The sequence below is a fragment of the Flavobacterium turcicum genome, assembly GCF_011365745.1.
Classification (GTDB): Bacteria; Bacteroidota; Bacteroidia; order Flavobacteriales; family Flavobacteriaceae; genus Flavobacterium; species Flavobacterium turcicum.
Genome location: NZ_JAAOBY010000008.1, coordinates 46,943 through 62,422, shown reverse-complemented (window position 1 = coordinate 62,422; position 15,480 = coordinate 46,943). Strand labels below are relative to the sequence as shown.

At 35.6% G+C, this 15,480-nt stretch carries 17 protein-coding genes; 13 read left to right on the top strand and 4 right to left on the bottom strand.

The genetic code is table 11. The features are described from left to right. The first annotated feature begins 109 nt into the window (after nt 1–109). From G9Q29_RS12830 to G9Q29_RS12805, 6 genes are all read left to right on the top strand, one after another. A complete protein-coding gene (locus tag G9Q29_RS12830) occupies nt 110–613 on the top strand; it encodes a GbsR/MarR family transcriptional regulator (RefSeq protein ID WP_166138056.1) in 504 nt (167 codons plus the stop codon). A gap of 137 nt (nt 614–750) precedes the next feature. Continuing rightward, nucleotides 751–1,086, top strand: coding sequence for a hypothetical protein (locus tag G9Q29_RS12825; RefSeq protein WP_166138053.1), 336 nt, complete (start codon nt 751–753; stop codon nt 1,084–1,086). Continuing rightward, complete coding sequence (locus tag G9Q29_RS12820; RefSeq protein ID WP_166138050.1) at nt 1,083–1,793, top strand: YqjF family protein; 711 nt, start codon at nt 1,083–1,085, stop codon at nt 1,791–1,793. Before G9Q29_RS12825 ends, G9Q29_RS12820 begins: the two co-directional genes overlap by 4 nt. Then, nucleotides 1,790–2,614 (top strand): DCC1-like thiol-disulfide oxidoreductase family protein, encoded by an 825-nt coding sequence (locus G9Q29_RS12815; RefSeq protein WP_166138047.1) that lies wholly within the window; start codon nt 1,790–1,792, stop codon nt 2,612–2,614. The genes G9Q29_RS12820 and G9Q29_RS12815 overlap by 4 nt, the downstream gene beginning before the upstream one ends. Next, complete coding sequence (locus G9Q29_RS12810) at nt 2,614–3,525, top strand: TIGR01777 family oxidoreductase (RefSeq protein WP_166138044.1); 912 nt, start codon at nt 2,614–2,616, stop codon at nt 3,523–3,525. The genes G9Q29_RS12815 and G9Q29_RS12810 overlap by 1 nt, the downstream gene beginning before the upstream one ends. Beyond that, on the top strand, nt 3,522–3,980 hold the full coding sequence (locus G9Q29_RS12805) for an SRPBCC family protein (RefSeq protein WP_166138041.1): 459 nt from the start codon (nt 3,522–3,524) through the stop codon (nt 3,978–3,980). The genes G9Q29_RS12810 and G9Q29_RS12805 overlap by 4 nt, the downstream gene beginning before the upstream one ends. Here the strand turns inward: G9Q29_RS12805 and G9Q29_RS12800 are convergent. Further along, on the bottom strand, nt 3,957–4,772 hold the full coding sequence (locus G9Q29_RS12800) for a UbiA prenyltransferase family protein (RefSeq protein ID WP_166138038.1): 816 nt from the start codon (nt 4,770–4,772) through the stop codon (nt 3,957–3,959). The genes G9Q29_RS12805 and G9Q29_RS12800 overlap by 24 nt on opposite strands. A gap of 148 nt (nt 4,773–4,920) precedes the next feature. Between G9Q29_RS12800 and gcvP the strand changes: the two genes are divergently transcribed. The 6 genes from gcvP (at nt 4,921) to G9Q29_RS12770 (ending at nt 12,506) form a co-directional block, all read left to right on the top strand. Beyond that, nucleotides 4,921–7,770 (top strand): aminomethyl-transferring glycine dehydrogenase, encoded by a 2,850-nt coding sequence (gcvP, locus tag G9Q29_RS12795; protein ID WP_166138035.1) that lies wholly within the window; start codon nt 4,921–4,923, stop codon nt 7,768–7,770. A gap of 294 nt (nt 7,771–8,064) precedes the next feature. Then, nucleotides 8,065–9,123, top strand: a complete 1,059-nt coding sequence (locus G9Q29_RS12790; protein WP_166138032.1) for a 3-oxoacyl-ACP synthase III family protein — start codon at nt 8,065–8,067, stop codon at nt 9,121–9,123. A gap of 348 nt (nt 9,124–9,471) precedes the next feature. Beyond that, complete coding sequence (locus G9Q29_RS12785; protein ID WP_166138029.1) at nt 9,472–9,996, top strand: methyltransferase; 525 nt, start codon at nt 9,472–9,474, stop codon at nt 9,994–9,996. A gap of 78 nt (nt 9,997–10,074) precedes the next feature. After that, nucleotides 10,075–10,932 (top strand): glycosyltransferase, encoded by an 858-nt coding sequence (locus G9Q29_RS12780; protein ID WP_166138026.1) that lies wholly within the window; start codon nt 10,075–10,077, stop codon nt 10,930–10,932. Between the two features lie 66 nt (nt 10,933–10,998). Next, complete coding sequence (locus G9Q29_RS12775) at nt 10,999–11,748, top strand: MlaE family ABC transporter permease (protein WP_166138023.1); 750 nt, start codon at nt 10,999–11,001, stop codon at nt 11,746–11,748. Beyond that, nucleotides 11,745–12,506 carry an ABC transporter ATP-binding protein gene (locus tag G9Q29_RS12770; RefSeq protein ID WP_166138020.1) on the top strand — a complete coding sequence of 254 codons (762 nt, stop codon included), beginning with the start codon at nt 11,745–11,747 and terminating at the stop codon, nt 12,504–12,506. The genes G9Q29_RS12775 and G9Q29_RS12770 overlap by 4 nt, the downstream gene beginning before the upstream one ends. Here G9Q29_RS12770 and G9Q29_RS12765 read toward each other — a convergent pair. Both G9Q29_RS12765 and G9Q29_RS12760 read right to left on the bottom strand, forming a co-directional pair. Further along, nucleotides 12,503–13,105, bottom strand: a complete 603-nt coding sequence (locus tag G9Q29_RS12765) for a SprT-like domain-containing protein (protein WP_166138017.1) — start codon at nt 13,103–13,105, stop codon at nt 12,503–12,505. The two genes, G9Q29_RS12770 and G9Q29_RS12765, sit on opposite strands and share 4 nt — an antisense overlap. 12 nt (nt 13,106–13,117) lie before the next feature. Then, complete coding sequence (locus G9Q29_RS12760; protein WP_166138014.1) at nt 13,118–13,795, bottom strand: SDR family NAD(P)-dependent oxidoreductase; 678 nt, start codon at nt 13,793–13,795, stop codon at nt 13,118–13,120. A 126-nt stretch (nt 13,796–13,921) separates the two neighbouring features. On the opposite strand from G9Q29_RS12760, the gene G9Q29_RS12755 reads away from it, so the two are divergent. After that, a complete protein-coding gene (locus G9Q29_RS12755; RefSeq protein ID WP_166138011.1) occupies nt 13,922–14,491 on the top strand; it encodes a GNAT family N-acetyltransferase in 570 nt (189 codons plus the stop codon). Here G9Q29_RS12755 and G9Q29_RS12750 read toward each other — a convergent pair whose 3' ends face one another. Then, the gene (locus G9Q29_RS12750; RefSeq protein WP_166138008.1) at nt 14,492–15,466 is read right to left on the bottom strand and encodes a M20/M25/M40 family metallo-hydrolase; all 975 of its coding nucleotides are present in this window, start codon (nt 15,464–15,466) and stop codon (nt 14,492–14,494) included. Nucleotides 15,467–15,480: the final 14 nt, after the last annotated feature.

Below are 15,480 nucleotides of genomic sequence, written 5' to 3'. Positions count from 1 at the left end.
AACTTTCATTTTTTATTGAAAGTTCGAAAACATTATTTATCTTTACACTATGACAATGAGCATCTATGCGATTTGCATTTGACCGTTTGAAAAACAATAAAATCCACAAATGAAATTCAAAGAAGCAAAAAATAAATTCGTTCAAACCTGGGGTGCATTAGGCAGTCAATGGGGAATAAACAAAACCATGGCTCAAATTCATGCGCTTTTGATGGTTTCACACGAGGCCGTTTCGATGGAAGACATTATGGAGGAATTACAAATTTCTCGCGGCAATGCCTCCATGAATTTACGAGCCTTGATGGACTGGGGAATTGTTTACAAGGAATACAAAGCGGGCGAACGACGCGAATTTTTTACAGCTGAAAAAGATTTAGACGAATTAGCGGTGAAGATTTCAAGAGAACGAAGCAAACGCGAAATCAAACCTGCGTTGAAGGTTTTAAAAGAAGTTTCTTCCATTACAGCAGACAATACCGCCGAAGAAAAACATTTTGTAGATCAAACTACTAAATTGTATGACTTTGTTCTAAAAGCGGATAACGTTTTGGATAAAATGACGGAATACAAAGATAATTGGCTGGCAAAATTGGTTGTTAAACTAATGAAATAGTTTTTTAAACATTGTAAAAATAACATCGCAAAAACTATTCAATGAGACCAAAAAAAACAATAACAAAGAACGAATTATTTAAAAAAAATTTAATTGGAACTTTCATTTTTTTCTGAAAGTTTAAAAATAAAACCGATATGAACACGATAAAAAAGATAAATACTTTCGCAATTGCATTGCCTTTCGTAATAGCTGTATTTGCAGTTTTAAATGAAAACTTGCTAATAATTGCGATATTATCAACTATGGTTACTGGTTTTATTCAAGTACTAATTTCTCTCTATTTGTTAGTACAAGAACCTAGAAACAAGCACTTACAAATTTATTTGGGTATCGTTTTATTATTTTTCGGCTTGTGGTTTATTAACGTAAATTATTATTATTCAGATGAACTGATATTTTTACTTTTTGCATTACCTGTTGCATTAACTTTTTACCTTACACTTATTATCCACAAAAATTTAAAATTATGAGCTTCTTAACCGCAGAATGGAATGATTTAGCGATGTTTAATTACGAAATCGATCCGGAAATTTTAGAAAGTTATGTTCCAAAAGGAACTGAACTCGATTTATGGAACGGCAAATGTTACATCAGTTTAATTGGATTTATGTTTGAAAACGTGAAAGTTCTAGGAATTAAAGTTCCGTTTCATGTCAATTTTGAGGAAGTTAATTTACGCTTTTATGTAAAAAGATTCGAAAATGGAATTTGGAAACGTGGCGTAGTTTTCGTTAAAGAAATTGTTCCGAAACATGCCATTACCATTGTTGCCAACACTTTATACAATGAGCATTACCAAACCTTGAAAATGCGTCATGCTAGAACTGAAAACCAGACTTCAAAAACTTTTCAATACGAATGGTTCAAGGATGCAAAGTGGAATTCCATTTCCATGACAACAGAAAAAAGTCCAATTCCGATAGAACTAAATTCAGAAGCCGAGTTTATTACTGAACATTATTTTGGATACACCAATTATAACAAAGAAAAATCAATTGAATACGCAGTTTCGCACCCAAGATGGGAACAACTAAAAGTAATTGAATCGAAAATTGATGTTGATTTTGAGAGTATTTACGGCAAGAATTTTAAGTTTTTAGAAGATTTAAAACCAACATCAGAATTTCTTGCAGTTGGTTCAAAAATAACGATTGAAGGTAAAAAAACGATACGATGAGAACTTTAACTAACCAAACCTTACTATATGACAAAGATTGTCCGCTTTGTCGCGTTTATACTTCTGGATTTATAAAAGCTAGAATGCTGGACGAAAATGGTAAAAAACCATACTGTCAATTATCTGATGAGGAACAAAACTTTATTGATGTCAATCGCGCCTCAAACGAAATTGCACTCGTCGATAATGAAAACAAAACTGTCATTTATGGAATTGACAGTTTGCTAAAAGTTATTGGATTTTCATTTCCGTGGATGGAGAGAATCGGAAATCTAAAACCAATAAAATTTTTTCTAAAAAAATTATATTCCTTCATTTCTTATAATCGAAAAGTAATCATTCCTAGTAAAATTAAAAAAGAAATCAAGTTGCAATGTGTTCCTGATTTTAATTTTAAGTACCGAATTTTGTATATTTTGTTTGCAATGACAATAACAACATTTGTCTTGTATAATTTTTCAGATTCTATTAGCATTTTACCGAATTCTACTATTACAAGAGAACTTATTCTTGTATTTGGTCAAATAGTTTTTCAAAGTTTATTTTTGATAAAATTTGACAAAAAAATAATCTTGAATTACATTGGAAACTTAATGACCGTTTCGTTAATGGGGTCTTTATTATTACTTCCGATATTGATTTTGAATTTAGTTGTTAATATCCCAGAACTAATCAATTTGGGTTGGTTTGGAACAACAGTTTTACTAATGTTAGTAGAACATTCTAGACGAATTAAACTATTAGAACTACCTTTTTTCTTATCTATAGCATGGGTAATTTATCGACTAATTGCTTTAACAATCATCTTAAATTTAAACTAATGAAAAAGCTAATCATTGCAGCAGGAACAGGGTTTTTAGGTCAGGTTTTAGTAGCGCATTTTAAAGATAAATTTGATCAAATTATAATTCTAACTCGAGGAAAATCTAAAAGTATTGATTCGGTAAAATATGTAAATTGGGATGCAAAAACGCTTTCTGGTTGGGAAATTGAATTAGAAAACGCTTCAGTTTTAATAAATCTTGCGGGGAAATCTGTCGATTGCAGATATACCGCAGCCAACAAAAAAGAGATTTACGATTCTAGAATTGACAGCACCAAAATTTTGAATGAAGCGGTTTTGACTTGTAAAAATCCGCCAAAACACTGGCTAAATTCATCAACATCTACAATTTATAGATTTTCATTGGATAAACAAATGGATGAAGTTACTAGTGAAATTGGTGACGATTTCTCGATGAACATCGCAAAAAGTTGGGAGAAAGTATTTTTTGAAACAGAAACTCCAAAAACATTAAAAACTGCTTTGCGAACTTCCATAGTTTTAGGAAAAAATGGCGGCGCTTTTATCCCGATTAAAATGCTTGCGCAATTTGGACTTGGTGGAAAACAAGGAAAAGGAAATCAATTTATAAGTTGGATTCACGAAAAAGATTTTGCAAGAGCCATTGAATTTGTTGTCGAAAAAGAGCTAGTAGGAGTTGTAAACATTGTTTCTCCAAAACCAAGCAATAATGCTGACTTCATGACGACGCTTAGAAAAACCATTGGAATACCATTTGGCATACCAACAAATACATTATTGCTAGAAATCGGATCTTTTTTCATCAGAACGGAAACAGAATTAGTACTGAAAAGCCGAAATGTAATCCCGAGAAGATTACAGGAAAATGGTTTTACATTTGAGTATGATACTTTAGAAAAAACATTTAAAAACTTAACCAAGAAATGACAACCATACAACTAACAACCAAAATAAACGCACCAATTGAAATCACTTTCGATTTATCCAGAAACATTGATGTTCATCAACAATCCACTTCTAAATCAAATGAAACCGCTATTGATGGAGTAATTTCGGGTTTGATAAATTTAAACGAAACCGTTACCTGGCGTGGCAAACATTTTGGCGTTTATTTAAAGCACAAAAGCTTAATATCAGCAATGGAAATTCCAACCTACTTTGTGGATGAAATGCTCGAAGGAAAGTTTAAATCCTTCAAACACCAGCATACTTTTATTCAGAAAAAAGGATTTGTGATCATGGAAGATAAAATCCAATACGAAACTCCGTATGGCATTTTCGGGAAAATCTTTGACCATTTTCTCCTCAAGAAACATTTAACCAAATTCATTTCTGAAAGGAATTCTTTCATCAAATCATTAGCTGAAAATCATCAAAAATAACCACCAAAATATCGGAATACTTTCTACCCAAAAAGAAGCGTAATAGCGCGACCGATTTTCATTTGCATTTACTAAAAACAAAATTGTAGTCAGCGCCAACGCTAGTTTCAAAAGAAAAAACTTCAGTTGAAAATCGGGCGTCAAAACCTCCAATAAAACAAACAAAACCATTAACACAACCCCTATTTGCTTGGTTCGTTGCACACCTATTTGTTGCGGAACGGTTTTTAAATGTGGATCATCCAATTTTAAATCGATAACCTCAAAAATTAAAATCAAAACAAAAATTAGTAGAAACCTTTGTATCGCCGTGACGTATAATCCATCTGCAAAAATTCTTTCACTGTTGAGGACAGGTAAAAAAAGCGTCACTCCTACCCAACATAAAGCCACAACATAGATTTTGATACCAGCCCAATTTCGAGCATTTTTTTGATTAGGAAAAAAAGGCAAAGTGTATAACAAAGTCAATCCCAAAAACAACACCGAAACCATTTGTGTATTGTAGGCCAAAGTAAAAAACAAATAGCCACAAAGGAGTAAAGACAAAGCGCTAAACACTACAATCATTTTGAGTTGGAAACCGATAGCTTGTCCTTGTTTTTGAACAAGTTGCCCGTACTTCACAAAATTATACCCAACTACGGTTCCAAAAAACACAAAATAACCAAGAGCCGCTTGATAAGAAATGTGGAAGAGCTGTTCAGTCATTCGCAGCAAGGCAAAACAGGACAAACCTACGTGAATGCTGCTATTGATATAAAAATCAAATAATTGTTTGAAAAACTTCATTAGACAAAATTAATCAAAGTGTTAATAAGAAAGGGATTTAGTTGAAAAATTCACAGAAAATCATGTTTAAAAAGGCAATTAATAGCATTTTAATATTTAATTTTACCACCTTTAAATCGCAAGAAACACACAACCCATTTTATACACAATGAAAACAGACGCTTTTGCATTAAGGCACATTGGCCCAAGAGAAAATGATTTAGCACACATGCTCGAAACAATTGGAGCCTCAAGCTTAGAACAATTGATTGACGAAACGATTCCGAGTGATATTCGCTTGCAAGCTGACTTAGATTTACCAGCTGCAATGACTGAGTATGAATTTGCCAATCACATTCAACAACTTGGTAATAAAAATAAAGTTTTTCAAAGCTATATTGGTTTAGGATACCACGCTGCCATCATTCCAGCAGTTATTCAAAGAAACATCTTTGAAAATCCGGGATGGTACACGGCATACACACCTTATCAAGCAGAAATTGCGCAAGGTCGTTTGGAGGCTATTTTGAATTTTCAAACTACGGTAATCGAATTGACCGGGATGGAAATCGCAAATGCTTCTTTACTTGACGAAGGAACCGCTGCTGCAGAAGCGATGGCTTTATTGTTTGATGTGCGTTCTCGTGATCAAAAGAAAAACAATACCAATAAATTCTTCGTCTCTGAAGAAATTTTACCGCAAACACTTTCTGTTTTACAAACGCGTTCTACACCAATTGGCGTTGAATTAGTAATTGGAAACCACGAGACATTCGATTTCTCATCAGAGTTTTTCGGAGCTATCCTTCAATATCCAGGAAAATTTGGACAAGTACATGATTACGCATCCTTCATCGCAAAAGCAAATGAAAACGAAATTAAAGTAGCCGTTGCTGCTGATATTTTAAGTTTAGTTAAATTGACACCTCCGGGCGAAATGGGCGCTGCAGTTGTTCTTGGTACAACGCAACGTTTCGGAATTCCGTTGGGTTACGGTGGGCCGCATGCTGCTTACTTTGCAACCAAAGAAGAATACAAACGCTCTATGCCAGGTCGTATTATTGGTGTAACCGTTGATACTGATAGCAACCGCGCTTTACGTATGGCTTTGCAAACGCGTGAACAACACATTAAGCGTGATAAAGCGACTTCTAATATTTGTACTGCACAAGTTTTACTATCGGTTATGGCAGGTATGTACGCTGTGTACCATGGCCCAAAAGGATTGCAATACATAGCTAATAAAGTTCATGCATCTGCTGCAACTCTTGCAAATGCATTGACTGCGTCAGGTTATACACAAAGTAACACAGCGTTTTTTGACACAATCTTAATCAAAGCTGATGCTGCAAAGGTGAAAGCAGTTGCCGAGAAACATGAGGTTAACTTTTACTATCCAGATGCTGAAAGTATTTCTATTTCGTTAAACGAAACTACAAGCATCGCCGATTTAAATAAAATTTTAGCAATTTTTGATGAAGCAAATGGAACAACTACCGCAGCCATTTCAGATTTATCAACAACAAATCATTTCCCTGAAAATTTAGATAGAAACAGCACGTTCCTACAACATGATGTTTTCAATAAATACCATTCAGAAACAGCTTTGATGCGTTACATCAAAATGTTAGAGCGCAAAGATTTAGCGTTAAATCATTCTATGATTTCTCTTGGATCTTGTACCATGAAATTAAATGCTGCTTCTGAAATGTTACCGTTAAGTATGGCACAATGGAATAACATTCACCCATTTGCTCCACTTGACCAAGTGCAAGGATACCAAGAAATGCTTACTACTTTAGAGCAACAACTCAATGTAGTAACAGGATTTGCAGGAACAACATTGCAACCAAATTCTGGTGCACAAGGAGAATACGCCGGTTTAATGGTTATTCGCGCTTACCACCAATCACGTGGTGATCACCACCGTAATATTGCTTTGATTCCATCATCAGCTCACGGAACCAACCCGGCTTCTGCGGCTATGGCGGGAATGAAAGTTGTAGTAACTAAAACTCTTGAAAACGGAAACATTGATATTGACGATTTACGTGAAAAAGCCATTCTTCACAAAGATAATTTGTCTTGTTTAATGGTAACTTACCCTTCTACTCACGGAGTTTTTGAAAGCGCGATTAAAGAAATTACACAACTGATTCACGATAATGGTGGTCAAGTTTATATGGATGGTGCTAACATGAATGCACAAGTAGGATTGACAAATCCTGCAACAATTGGCGCTGATGTTTGCCACCTTAACTTACACAAAACATTTGCTATCCCTCACGGTGGTGGTGGTCCAGGTGTTGGCCCGATTTGCGTTGCGCCACAATTGGTTCCGTTTTTACCAACCAACCCAATCATTCCTACAGGTGGCGAAAATGCCATTACAGCAATTTCTGCTGCTCCATGGGGATCAGCTTTGGTTTGCTTGATTTCTTACGGATACATTTGCATGTTGGGAGCTGAAGGTTTGAAAAAATCTACTGAGTACGCTATTTTAAATGCAAACTATATCAAAGAAAAACTTAATGGGCATTATGATACTTTATATTCTGGTGAAATGGGACGTGCAGCTCACGAAATGATTTTAGAGTGTCGTCCGTTTAAAGAAAAAGGTATCGAAGTTACTGATATCGCAAAACGTTTAATGGATTATGGTTTCCACGCTCCTACCGTTTCGTTCCCAGTGGCAGGAACTTTAATGATCGAACCAACTGAAAGTGAAAATTTAGAAGAGTTAGATCGTTTTTGTGATGCTATGATTTCAATTCGTAAAGAAATTGAAGCAGCAACAATTGAAAACCCAAACAATGTTTTAAAAAATGCACCACACACATTAACGATGGTTACTGCTGATTCATGGAATTTCCCATACACACGTGAAGCTGCAGCTTTCCCATTAGATTATATTGCGGATAACAAATTCTGGCCAACAGTTCGTCGTGCCGATGAAGCTTATGGTGACAGAAATTTAGTTTGCTCTTGTGCTCCAATTGAAGCATATATGGAAAGCTAATCGTACCAAATATTTTTAAAAACGCCTCGAAAATTTCGGGGCGTTTTTTTTTGATCCCAACTTCAAACAAACTTATTCATTTCATAAAAATCAATAATCTAAGAATCAAACAATAAACTCCAAGTTTAAATATCATCAACAAATTTCGCAATGAAATTTAATTTACACAGAATTATTATCAGTTTATTTGCCAATTATCTTATTTTTCATAATTATATGCACGCATAGTAAATTTTGTGATAGTTCTATTTTTATATTGGTTAAATTAGCCTCGAAAATTGCAAAAAGAACACGATGAAAATAAAAATAGCTGGCATAGGAAGCTATATTCCTGAAGTACAAATAGCCAATACCGACTTTAGTGAACATGTTTTTTTGAACGAAGATGGCAGTCCATTTGCCTATCCAAACGAAGTTGTTATTGGTAAATTTAAGGGCATCACCGGAATTCAAAACCGCCGCTATGCCGAGCCACATCTTAATTCGTCTGACTTAGCTTATTTCGCTGCTCAAAAAGCAATTAGCAATGCTGCTATTGATCCTGAAACAATTGATTACATCATCTTTGCGCATAATTTTGGCGATGTTTCTCATGGCACCATCCAATCTGATATGCTTCCAAGTTTGGCAACCCGAGTTAAAAACAAATTGCAAATTAAAAATCCAAAATGCGTTTCCTACGATTTACTATTTGGTTGTCCTGGCTGGATCGAAGGTGTACTGCAGGCCAATGCTTTTATCAAATCAGGCATGGCGCAACGTTGCCTAGTAATTGGTTCTGAAACACTTTCTCGCGTAGTCGATGCACATGATCGCGACAGTATGATTTATTCTGACGGAGCTGGAGCAGCCATAATTGAGGCCTCTACAGACGAGAGCGGTATGCTATCTTACGAAAGTGCCACCTACGCCAATGATGAGGCTGGCTACCTCTTTTTCGGTAAATCCTACAACCAAGACCTCGACCCTGACACCCGTTACATCAAAATGTACGGCCGTAAGATATACGAGTTCGCTTTAACCAACGTTCCCTTGGCAATGAAAACCTGCCTTGAAGCAAGTGGTGTCGCGATAGGAGATCTTAAAAAAATCCTTATCCACCAAGCCAACGAAAAAATGGACGAAGCCATCATCAATCGCTTCTATAAATTATTCAACCAAACCGCTCCTAAAGACATCATGCCTATGAGCATTCATGACTTAGGAAACAGTAGCGTAGCCACGGTGCCAACACTATTCGACCTACTCATTCGCGGCGAAATCGAAAACCAATCCATTAAAAAGGGTGATGTACTATTATTTGCCTCTGTAGGCGCGGGCATGAACATCAACGCCTTCGTATACCGCTATTAGTAGATATTAGTTCGTCGTTATTTGTACAAAGTACCTAGTACAAAGTCCTTAGTCCCTAGTCAGTTTTTGTGGCAAAGCCTATCTACTAAGGACTTAATTATCAAAAACTAAGGACTAAGAACTAAAAAAATAAGAAGCCAAATCCGGCTGTACATTACAATTCCTCGTTATAAAATTTGTTTTTCTAAGACAGGAACGCGCTTCCGCTGGTCGCAGTTTCTGCCTTGCAAAACTACATTTTACCACTCCGGGATTTTCATTCCCATCCGGGCTAAAAAACCATGCCCAAAAACACTTTTATTACTATATTTGTAGCTTGGTGCCACGGTGGCAAAATCAATAAAAACCATGTACGAAAAAACATTCCCAAATAAAAGATTTAAGCATACTTTAGAGTTTTTACAAAAGCACATTACAACTTCCGAAACTATTTTTGACCTTGGCGTACCCAATCCGTTCTCTAAAATTATGGAACAAAATGGATATACTGTAAAAAACACCACCGGCGAAGATCTTGACAAAGACCAAACTACGTTAAAAACCGAATCCTACACTGTACTCACTGCGTTTGAAATATTTGAACATTTGCTAAATCCGTACACCGTTCTCGAAAACGTAAACTGCGATAAATTGCTTATTTCTATCCCATTACGACTTTGGTTTTCACCCGCCTACCGCAGTAAAACTGATATGTGGGACAGGCATTACCACGAGTTCGAAGATTGGCAATTGGATTGGCTACTCGAAAAAACAGGTTGGAAAATTACTGCTCGCGAAAAATTTACACATCCGGTAAAAAAAATCGGATTCAGGCCTTTGTTGCGTTATTTCACCCCGAGATACTACATCGTTTTTGCAGAGAGAATCAAATAATTAAAGCTCGAATCAAAGCTTTTTTATGTTGTAAAAAGCAAAATCAAACCACATTATTGTACAGCCAAAACGCGCATTATGCAGTATTACATCATCATTCCCACTTACAACGAGGAGCAATTCATTTCGTTAACACTTCAATCGTTGGCTGATCAAACGGTTTTACCTACCAAAGTAATCATCGTCAACGACAGCTCAACAGATAGAACACCCGAAATTGTTGCAGCATTTGCAAGCAAACATCCTTGGCTTGAAATGGTGACTAAAGAATCAGCTGATATACATTTGCCTGGTAGCAAAGTGATTCAAGCCTTTCAAAAAGGTTTAGAAAACATAGATGACAATTACGATATTTTAGTAAAAGCCGACTCTGATTTGATTTTTCCATCCAACTATTTTGAAAAAATCATTCAGCACTTTCAATCAGATGATCGCATAGGAATGGCTGGCGGTTTTTGCTACATAGAAAAAAATGGCGAATGGGTTCTTGAAAACTTAACCGACAAAGACCACATTCGAGGTGCTTTAAAAGCGTACAGAAAACAAACTTTCAAAGATATTGGCGGCCTTAAACCGGCTATGGGTTGGGATACTGTTGACGAATTACTTTGTAAGTTTTACAATTGGAAAGTGGTTACTGATGAATCACTGCACGTAAAACACCTGAAACCAACAGGCGCACGTTACGATAAAACGGCACGCTACAAACAAGGCGAAGCTTTTTATACTTTGGGATATGGTTTTTGGATTACAGCAATTGCATCAGCTAAACTGGCGGTAATGAAAAAAAAGCCGTTACTCTTTTTGGATTACCTCAAAGGTTTTTGGAAAGCTAAGGCTGCACAAAAACCATTACTTGTGACAAGCGAACAAGCACAATTTATTCAAAAATACCGCATGCAAAAGATGAAGGACAAATTGTTTGGCAACAATTAAACAGCAATCCAATAAAAATGAAGTATTTTTACACCTTATTTCAAACTGAATACAACACCTAAAAATATGATGCTAATTCGATATTTATCGCAAATAGGAAGATACTTCTTGATGATTCAAGAAATTTTTAGCAAACAAACCAAATGGTCTGTGATGAAAAAATTAATTTTCAAAGAAATTGATGATTTGATTATCGACTCACTTGGCATTGTAGCTTTTATATCTTTTTTTGTCGGAGGTGTTGTGGCGATTCAAACAGCATTAAACTTAACAAATCCTTTAATTCCAAAATACCTCATAGGATTTGCTACTCGCCAATCGGTGATTTTAGAATTTGCTCCTACTTTCATTTCAGTCATTATGGCAGGAAAAATGGGTTCATTTATTACATCAAGTATCGGAACAATGCGTGTAACCGAGCAAATTGACGCTCTCGAGGTAATGGGTGTCAACTCCTTGAATTATCTTGTTTTCCCAAAAATCATTGCCCTTTTATTGTATCCTTTTTTAATAGGAATTGCAATGTTCCTTGGTATTTTAGGCGGATGGACAGCAGGTGTTTATGGCGGTTTTATATCGAGCACTGATTTCATTACGGGAACACAAATGGAATTTATACCGTTTCACATTGCTTACGCCTTTATCAAAACCTTAATTTTTGCAATGTTACTGGCTACCATACCTTCATTTCATGGCTACTATATGAAAGGCGGGGCGCTAGAAGTAGGAAAAGCGAGTACTGTTTCTTTTGTTTGGACCTCGGTTTGTATCATCCTGATCAACTATATATTAACTCAATTGCTACTTGGATCATGATTGAAGTAAAAAATATCGAAAAATCATTTGGCGGCATTAAAATCCTAAAAGGAATTTCAACCACATTTGAACCCGGAAAAACCAACCTTATCATAGGTCAAAGTGGATCTGGAAAAACAGTTTTACTAAAAAGTTTATTAGGTATTCATCAACCTGAAAAAGGTCAAATATGCTTTGATGGCCGTGCTTACTCTGGCCTAGAAGATGATGAAAAAAGAGAATTACGAACTGAAATCGGAATGGTTTTTCAAGGAAGTGCCTTATTTGACTCTATGACAGTTGCTGAAAATGTCGCTTTTCCGTTACGCATGTTTACAAAAGATAATGATTCAAAAATAAAAGAACGTGTAGATTTTGTTCTCGATCGTGTTGCTTTAGTAAATGCACACAACAAATTGCCCTCAGAAATTTCAGGTGGAATGCAAAAACGTGTTGCTATTGCACGTGCCATTGTAAATAATCCGAAATATTTGTTTTGCGATGAACCCAACTCTGGTTTAGACCCCAACACAGCAATTTTGATTGACAATTTAATTAAGGAAATTACCGAAGAATACAATATGACGACTGTAATTAATACGCACGATATGAACTCGGTAATGGAAATTGGTGAGAAAATTTTATTTTTAAAAGACGGTCTAAAAGCTTGGGAGGGCAATAAAGAAGAAATTTTTAGAACCGATAACGAAGCAGTTGTAGCTTTCGTATACTCTTCGAATTTGTTTAAAAAAGTACGAGAAGCTTATCTAAAAAGCTAGTTCGAACGAATTAACTCGACCTCAGCATTTGGATTAAAAAGGTACAAACGACCCGAACTTATCTCTAAACATTCAAATCGTTTGGTTCTAACGGCTATCTTTTTAAAAATTTTACCGTTTTTTATTCGAAAAACACTCCCGTAAGGAATTTCGAAAACGTAGTTTTTATCCGTTTGCTGATCATATTGTTTTAAAGCCAAAGACAAAGTCGTGTCGGTATCGCTACTGGCACTTGGATTTCTGAAATGTCTAGCTAACAACGGCAGCAATTGATTTGGAAAAATTTCCGGTCTGATATACGGCACCATCAACTGTTGAAAAGTGTACTTCCATTCTTGCCCGTGCGGTTTGATGTTTCGACCAAACTTTTCAAAAGCTACCAAATGGGCAATTTCATGAATCAAAGTGATAAGGAATCTAAATTTATTTAAGCTACCGTTCACAGTAATTTCATGTTTCCCGCTTAACCCTTTTCTGTAATCACCATGACGCGTAGCACGTTCGTTCACAATTTTAAGATGAACACCATGCGCAACAATCAAGTCAAATGCAGGTTTGACAGCGTGATCAGGTAAAAATTTAGCTAGCGTTTCAATCACAACAAACTTACTTTATGGATTGGTAGATGAAACTTGCAACACTTTACCATTAAAATATTTATTGCCATTTAAAGTAAAATCATAGATATAATTAGCCATTTCATCAGCTTGAATTGGTGCTTGATAGCCAGGAAAAGCTTCTTCTAACATTTCTGTTTGCACAGAACCCAGAGCCAAAACATTAAACGAAATGCCTTTTTCTTTGTATTCCTCAGCCAATAATTCTGACAAAGTAATTACAGCACCTTTGCTGGAACTGTAAGCCGCTAAACCAGCAAACTTCAAACTTCCTTGAATACCGCCCATCGAACTAATAGTTACCACATGACTACCCTTAACCAAGTAAGGAACGCATATACGAGTCAAATTAGCCACACCAAAAACATTTACTTTATAGATGTTCTCAAAATCAATTTGCGTCGTTTCTGCGAAAGGTTTAAGCAATAAACTACCCGCATTGTGAATTATAGCATCAATATGTTGCCAAGAAGTACTCAAAAACTCTTGCACTTGAACTAACGATCCTTCATTAGCTAAATCAACAGACAAGCAAGTGATGTTTTCATGTTGCATTAAAACAGCAGGGATATTGCGTGACAAGGCCAAAACTTCATGTCCTGCCTTAGCAAATTGTAATGCTAATTCTAATCCAATGCCTCTACTAGTACCAGTAATAATTATATTTTTCATACCACAAAAATAAGCAAAAACAAGAAAATCATAGTCGGTTTACAAAACAAAATTCGGTAGCAATATCGGTCTTTTGATAGTTAAATTTGTATTTTTATCTCTTGTCATTAAATACAATTTTTCATCATGAACACATCAATTACTTTTGCCCAAGCACAACTATCAGACATCGATAGCGTACTTGAATTACAAGAATTATACTTAGTGACTAACTTATCCGAAGCAGAACGCGCAGGAGGTTTCGTTACAACACCATTCTCGGTAGAACAACTGAAAACAGTAATCGATAAAAAGGAATTATTTCTAGCAAAAGAAGATAAACGCGTAGTAGGTTATATTTTTGCGGGCAATTGGCAATTTTACCAGCAATGGCCCATATTTGCTTACATGAGTAGCTTGATTACTCAGTTAAATTTTGCTAATAAAAATGTAGATCTTCAAAATAGTTTTCAGTATGGACCTATTTGTATTCATAAAGACTACCGCGGCACCGGAATTATTAAACCTTTGTTTGAACTAATGCGCAGCGAAATGGTTCAAAAATATCCGTTGGCGTTGACTTTTATAAACAAAGCCAATCAGCCCTCAACAAAAGCACATACTGAAAAACTAAATTGGAGTATTATAAGCGAATTTGAATACAATACTAATTCGTATTACATTCTCGCTTACGACATGCAAAATGAATTAAAATAATTATTTCAACATTTTCATTTCTTGCGTAGGCGTGTTCGCCATTTGCGTAATGGCCGGCAACATCTCTTGAATGAATGAAGTCATGTGAGGAATATCCATCGCTTTAAAATCATCGGCAACATGATGGTAATATTCAAAATTCTCAAAGTCAAATGTACTTACCGAATGACAAGGCACTTTAAATAAATCATAAAAAGAGTAGTTATCAGAGCGGAAAAATAATTGGTATTCTGCCTCTTTTGGCAAGAAACCGATGGTATTTTTACCCGTGTACTCATTGATCTTAGCCGCCATATTCGACTTATCGAAACCAGTAATGTAAGCCAAATAATCTCTCTTCATTGGCACACCAATCATTTCAATATTAAAATGCGCGTACAAATTGAATCCTTGTGTTTTAAGTTTTTTGGCTAAATGTTTAGAGCCTAACAAACCTTTTTCTTCGCCGGCAAAAAACACAAATAAAACACTTCGCTTGTTGTTTTTAGCTTGACTGAAATATTTAGCCATCTCGGCTACTGCAGTCGTACCAGAGGCATCGTCATTGGCACCATTATTAATAAAATCGCCGTTAACTCCTTTTTTAGTAATACCAATGTGATCGTAATGCGCACTCAAAATGATAAACTCATTTTTTAATTTGGCATCAGTTCCTTCGATGTACCCAACAACATTAAAAGCCGTTCCTTTAAAAGTACTCAACGTATCTTTGTACGAAGTAAAATACGGCTTTACATTGTTGTCCTTTAAAATTTTCTCCAAATAATCAGCTGCTTTAACCAAACCAATCTGTCCAGTTTCGCGACCTTCTAATTCATCCGAAGCTAAAAATTGTAAAGTAGCCGCAACTTCATCTGCTTTTACTTGATAATTTACAGTTGACTTTGAATCGACTGCTTTTTGTTGTGCTAAAACAGTTGGAGCAACAAATAGAGTAAAAGCTGCTGCCGCAAATGTGAAGATGTTTTTTTTCATAGTTTTTAAAATTA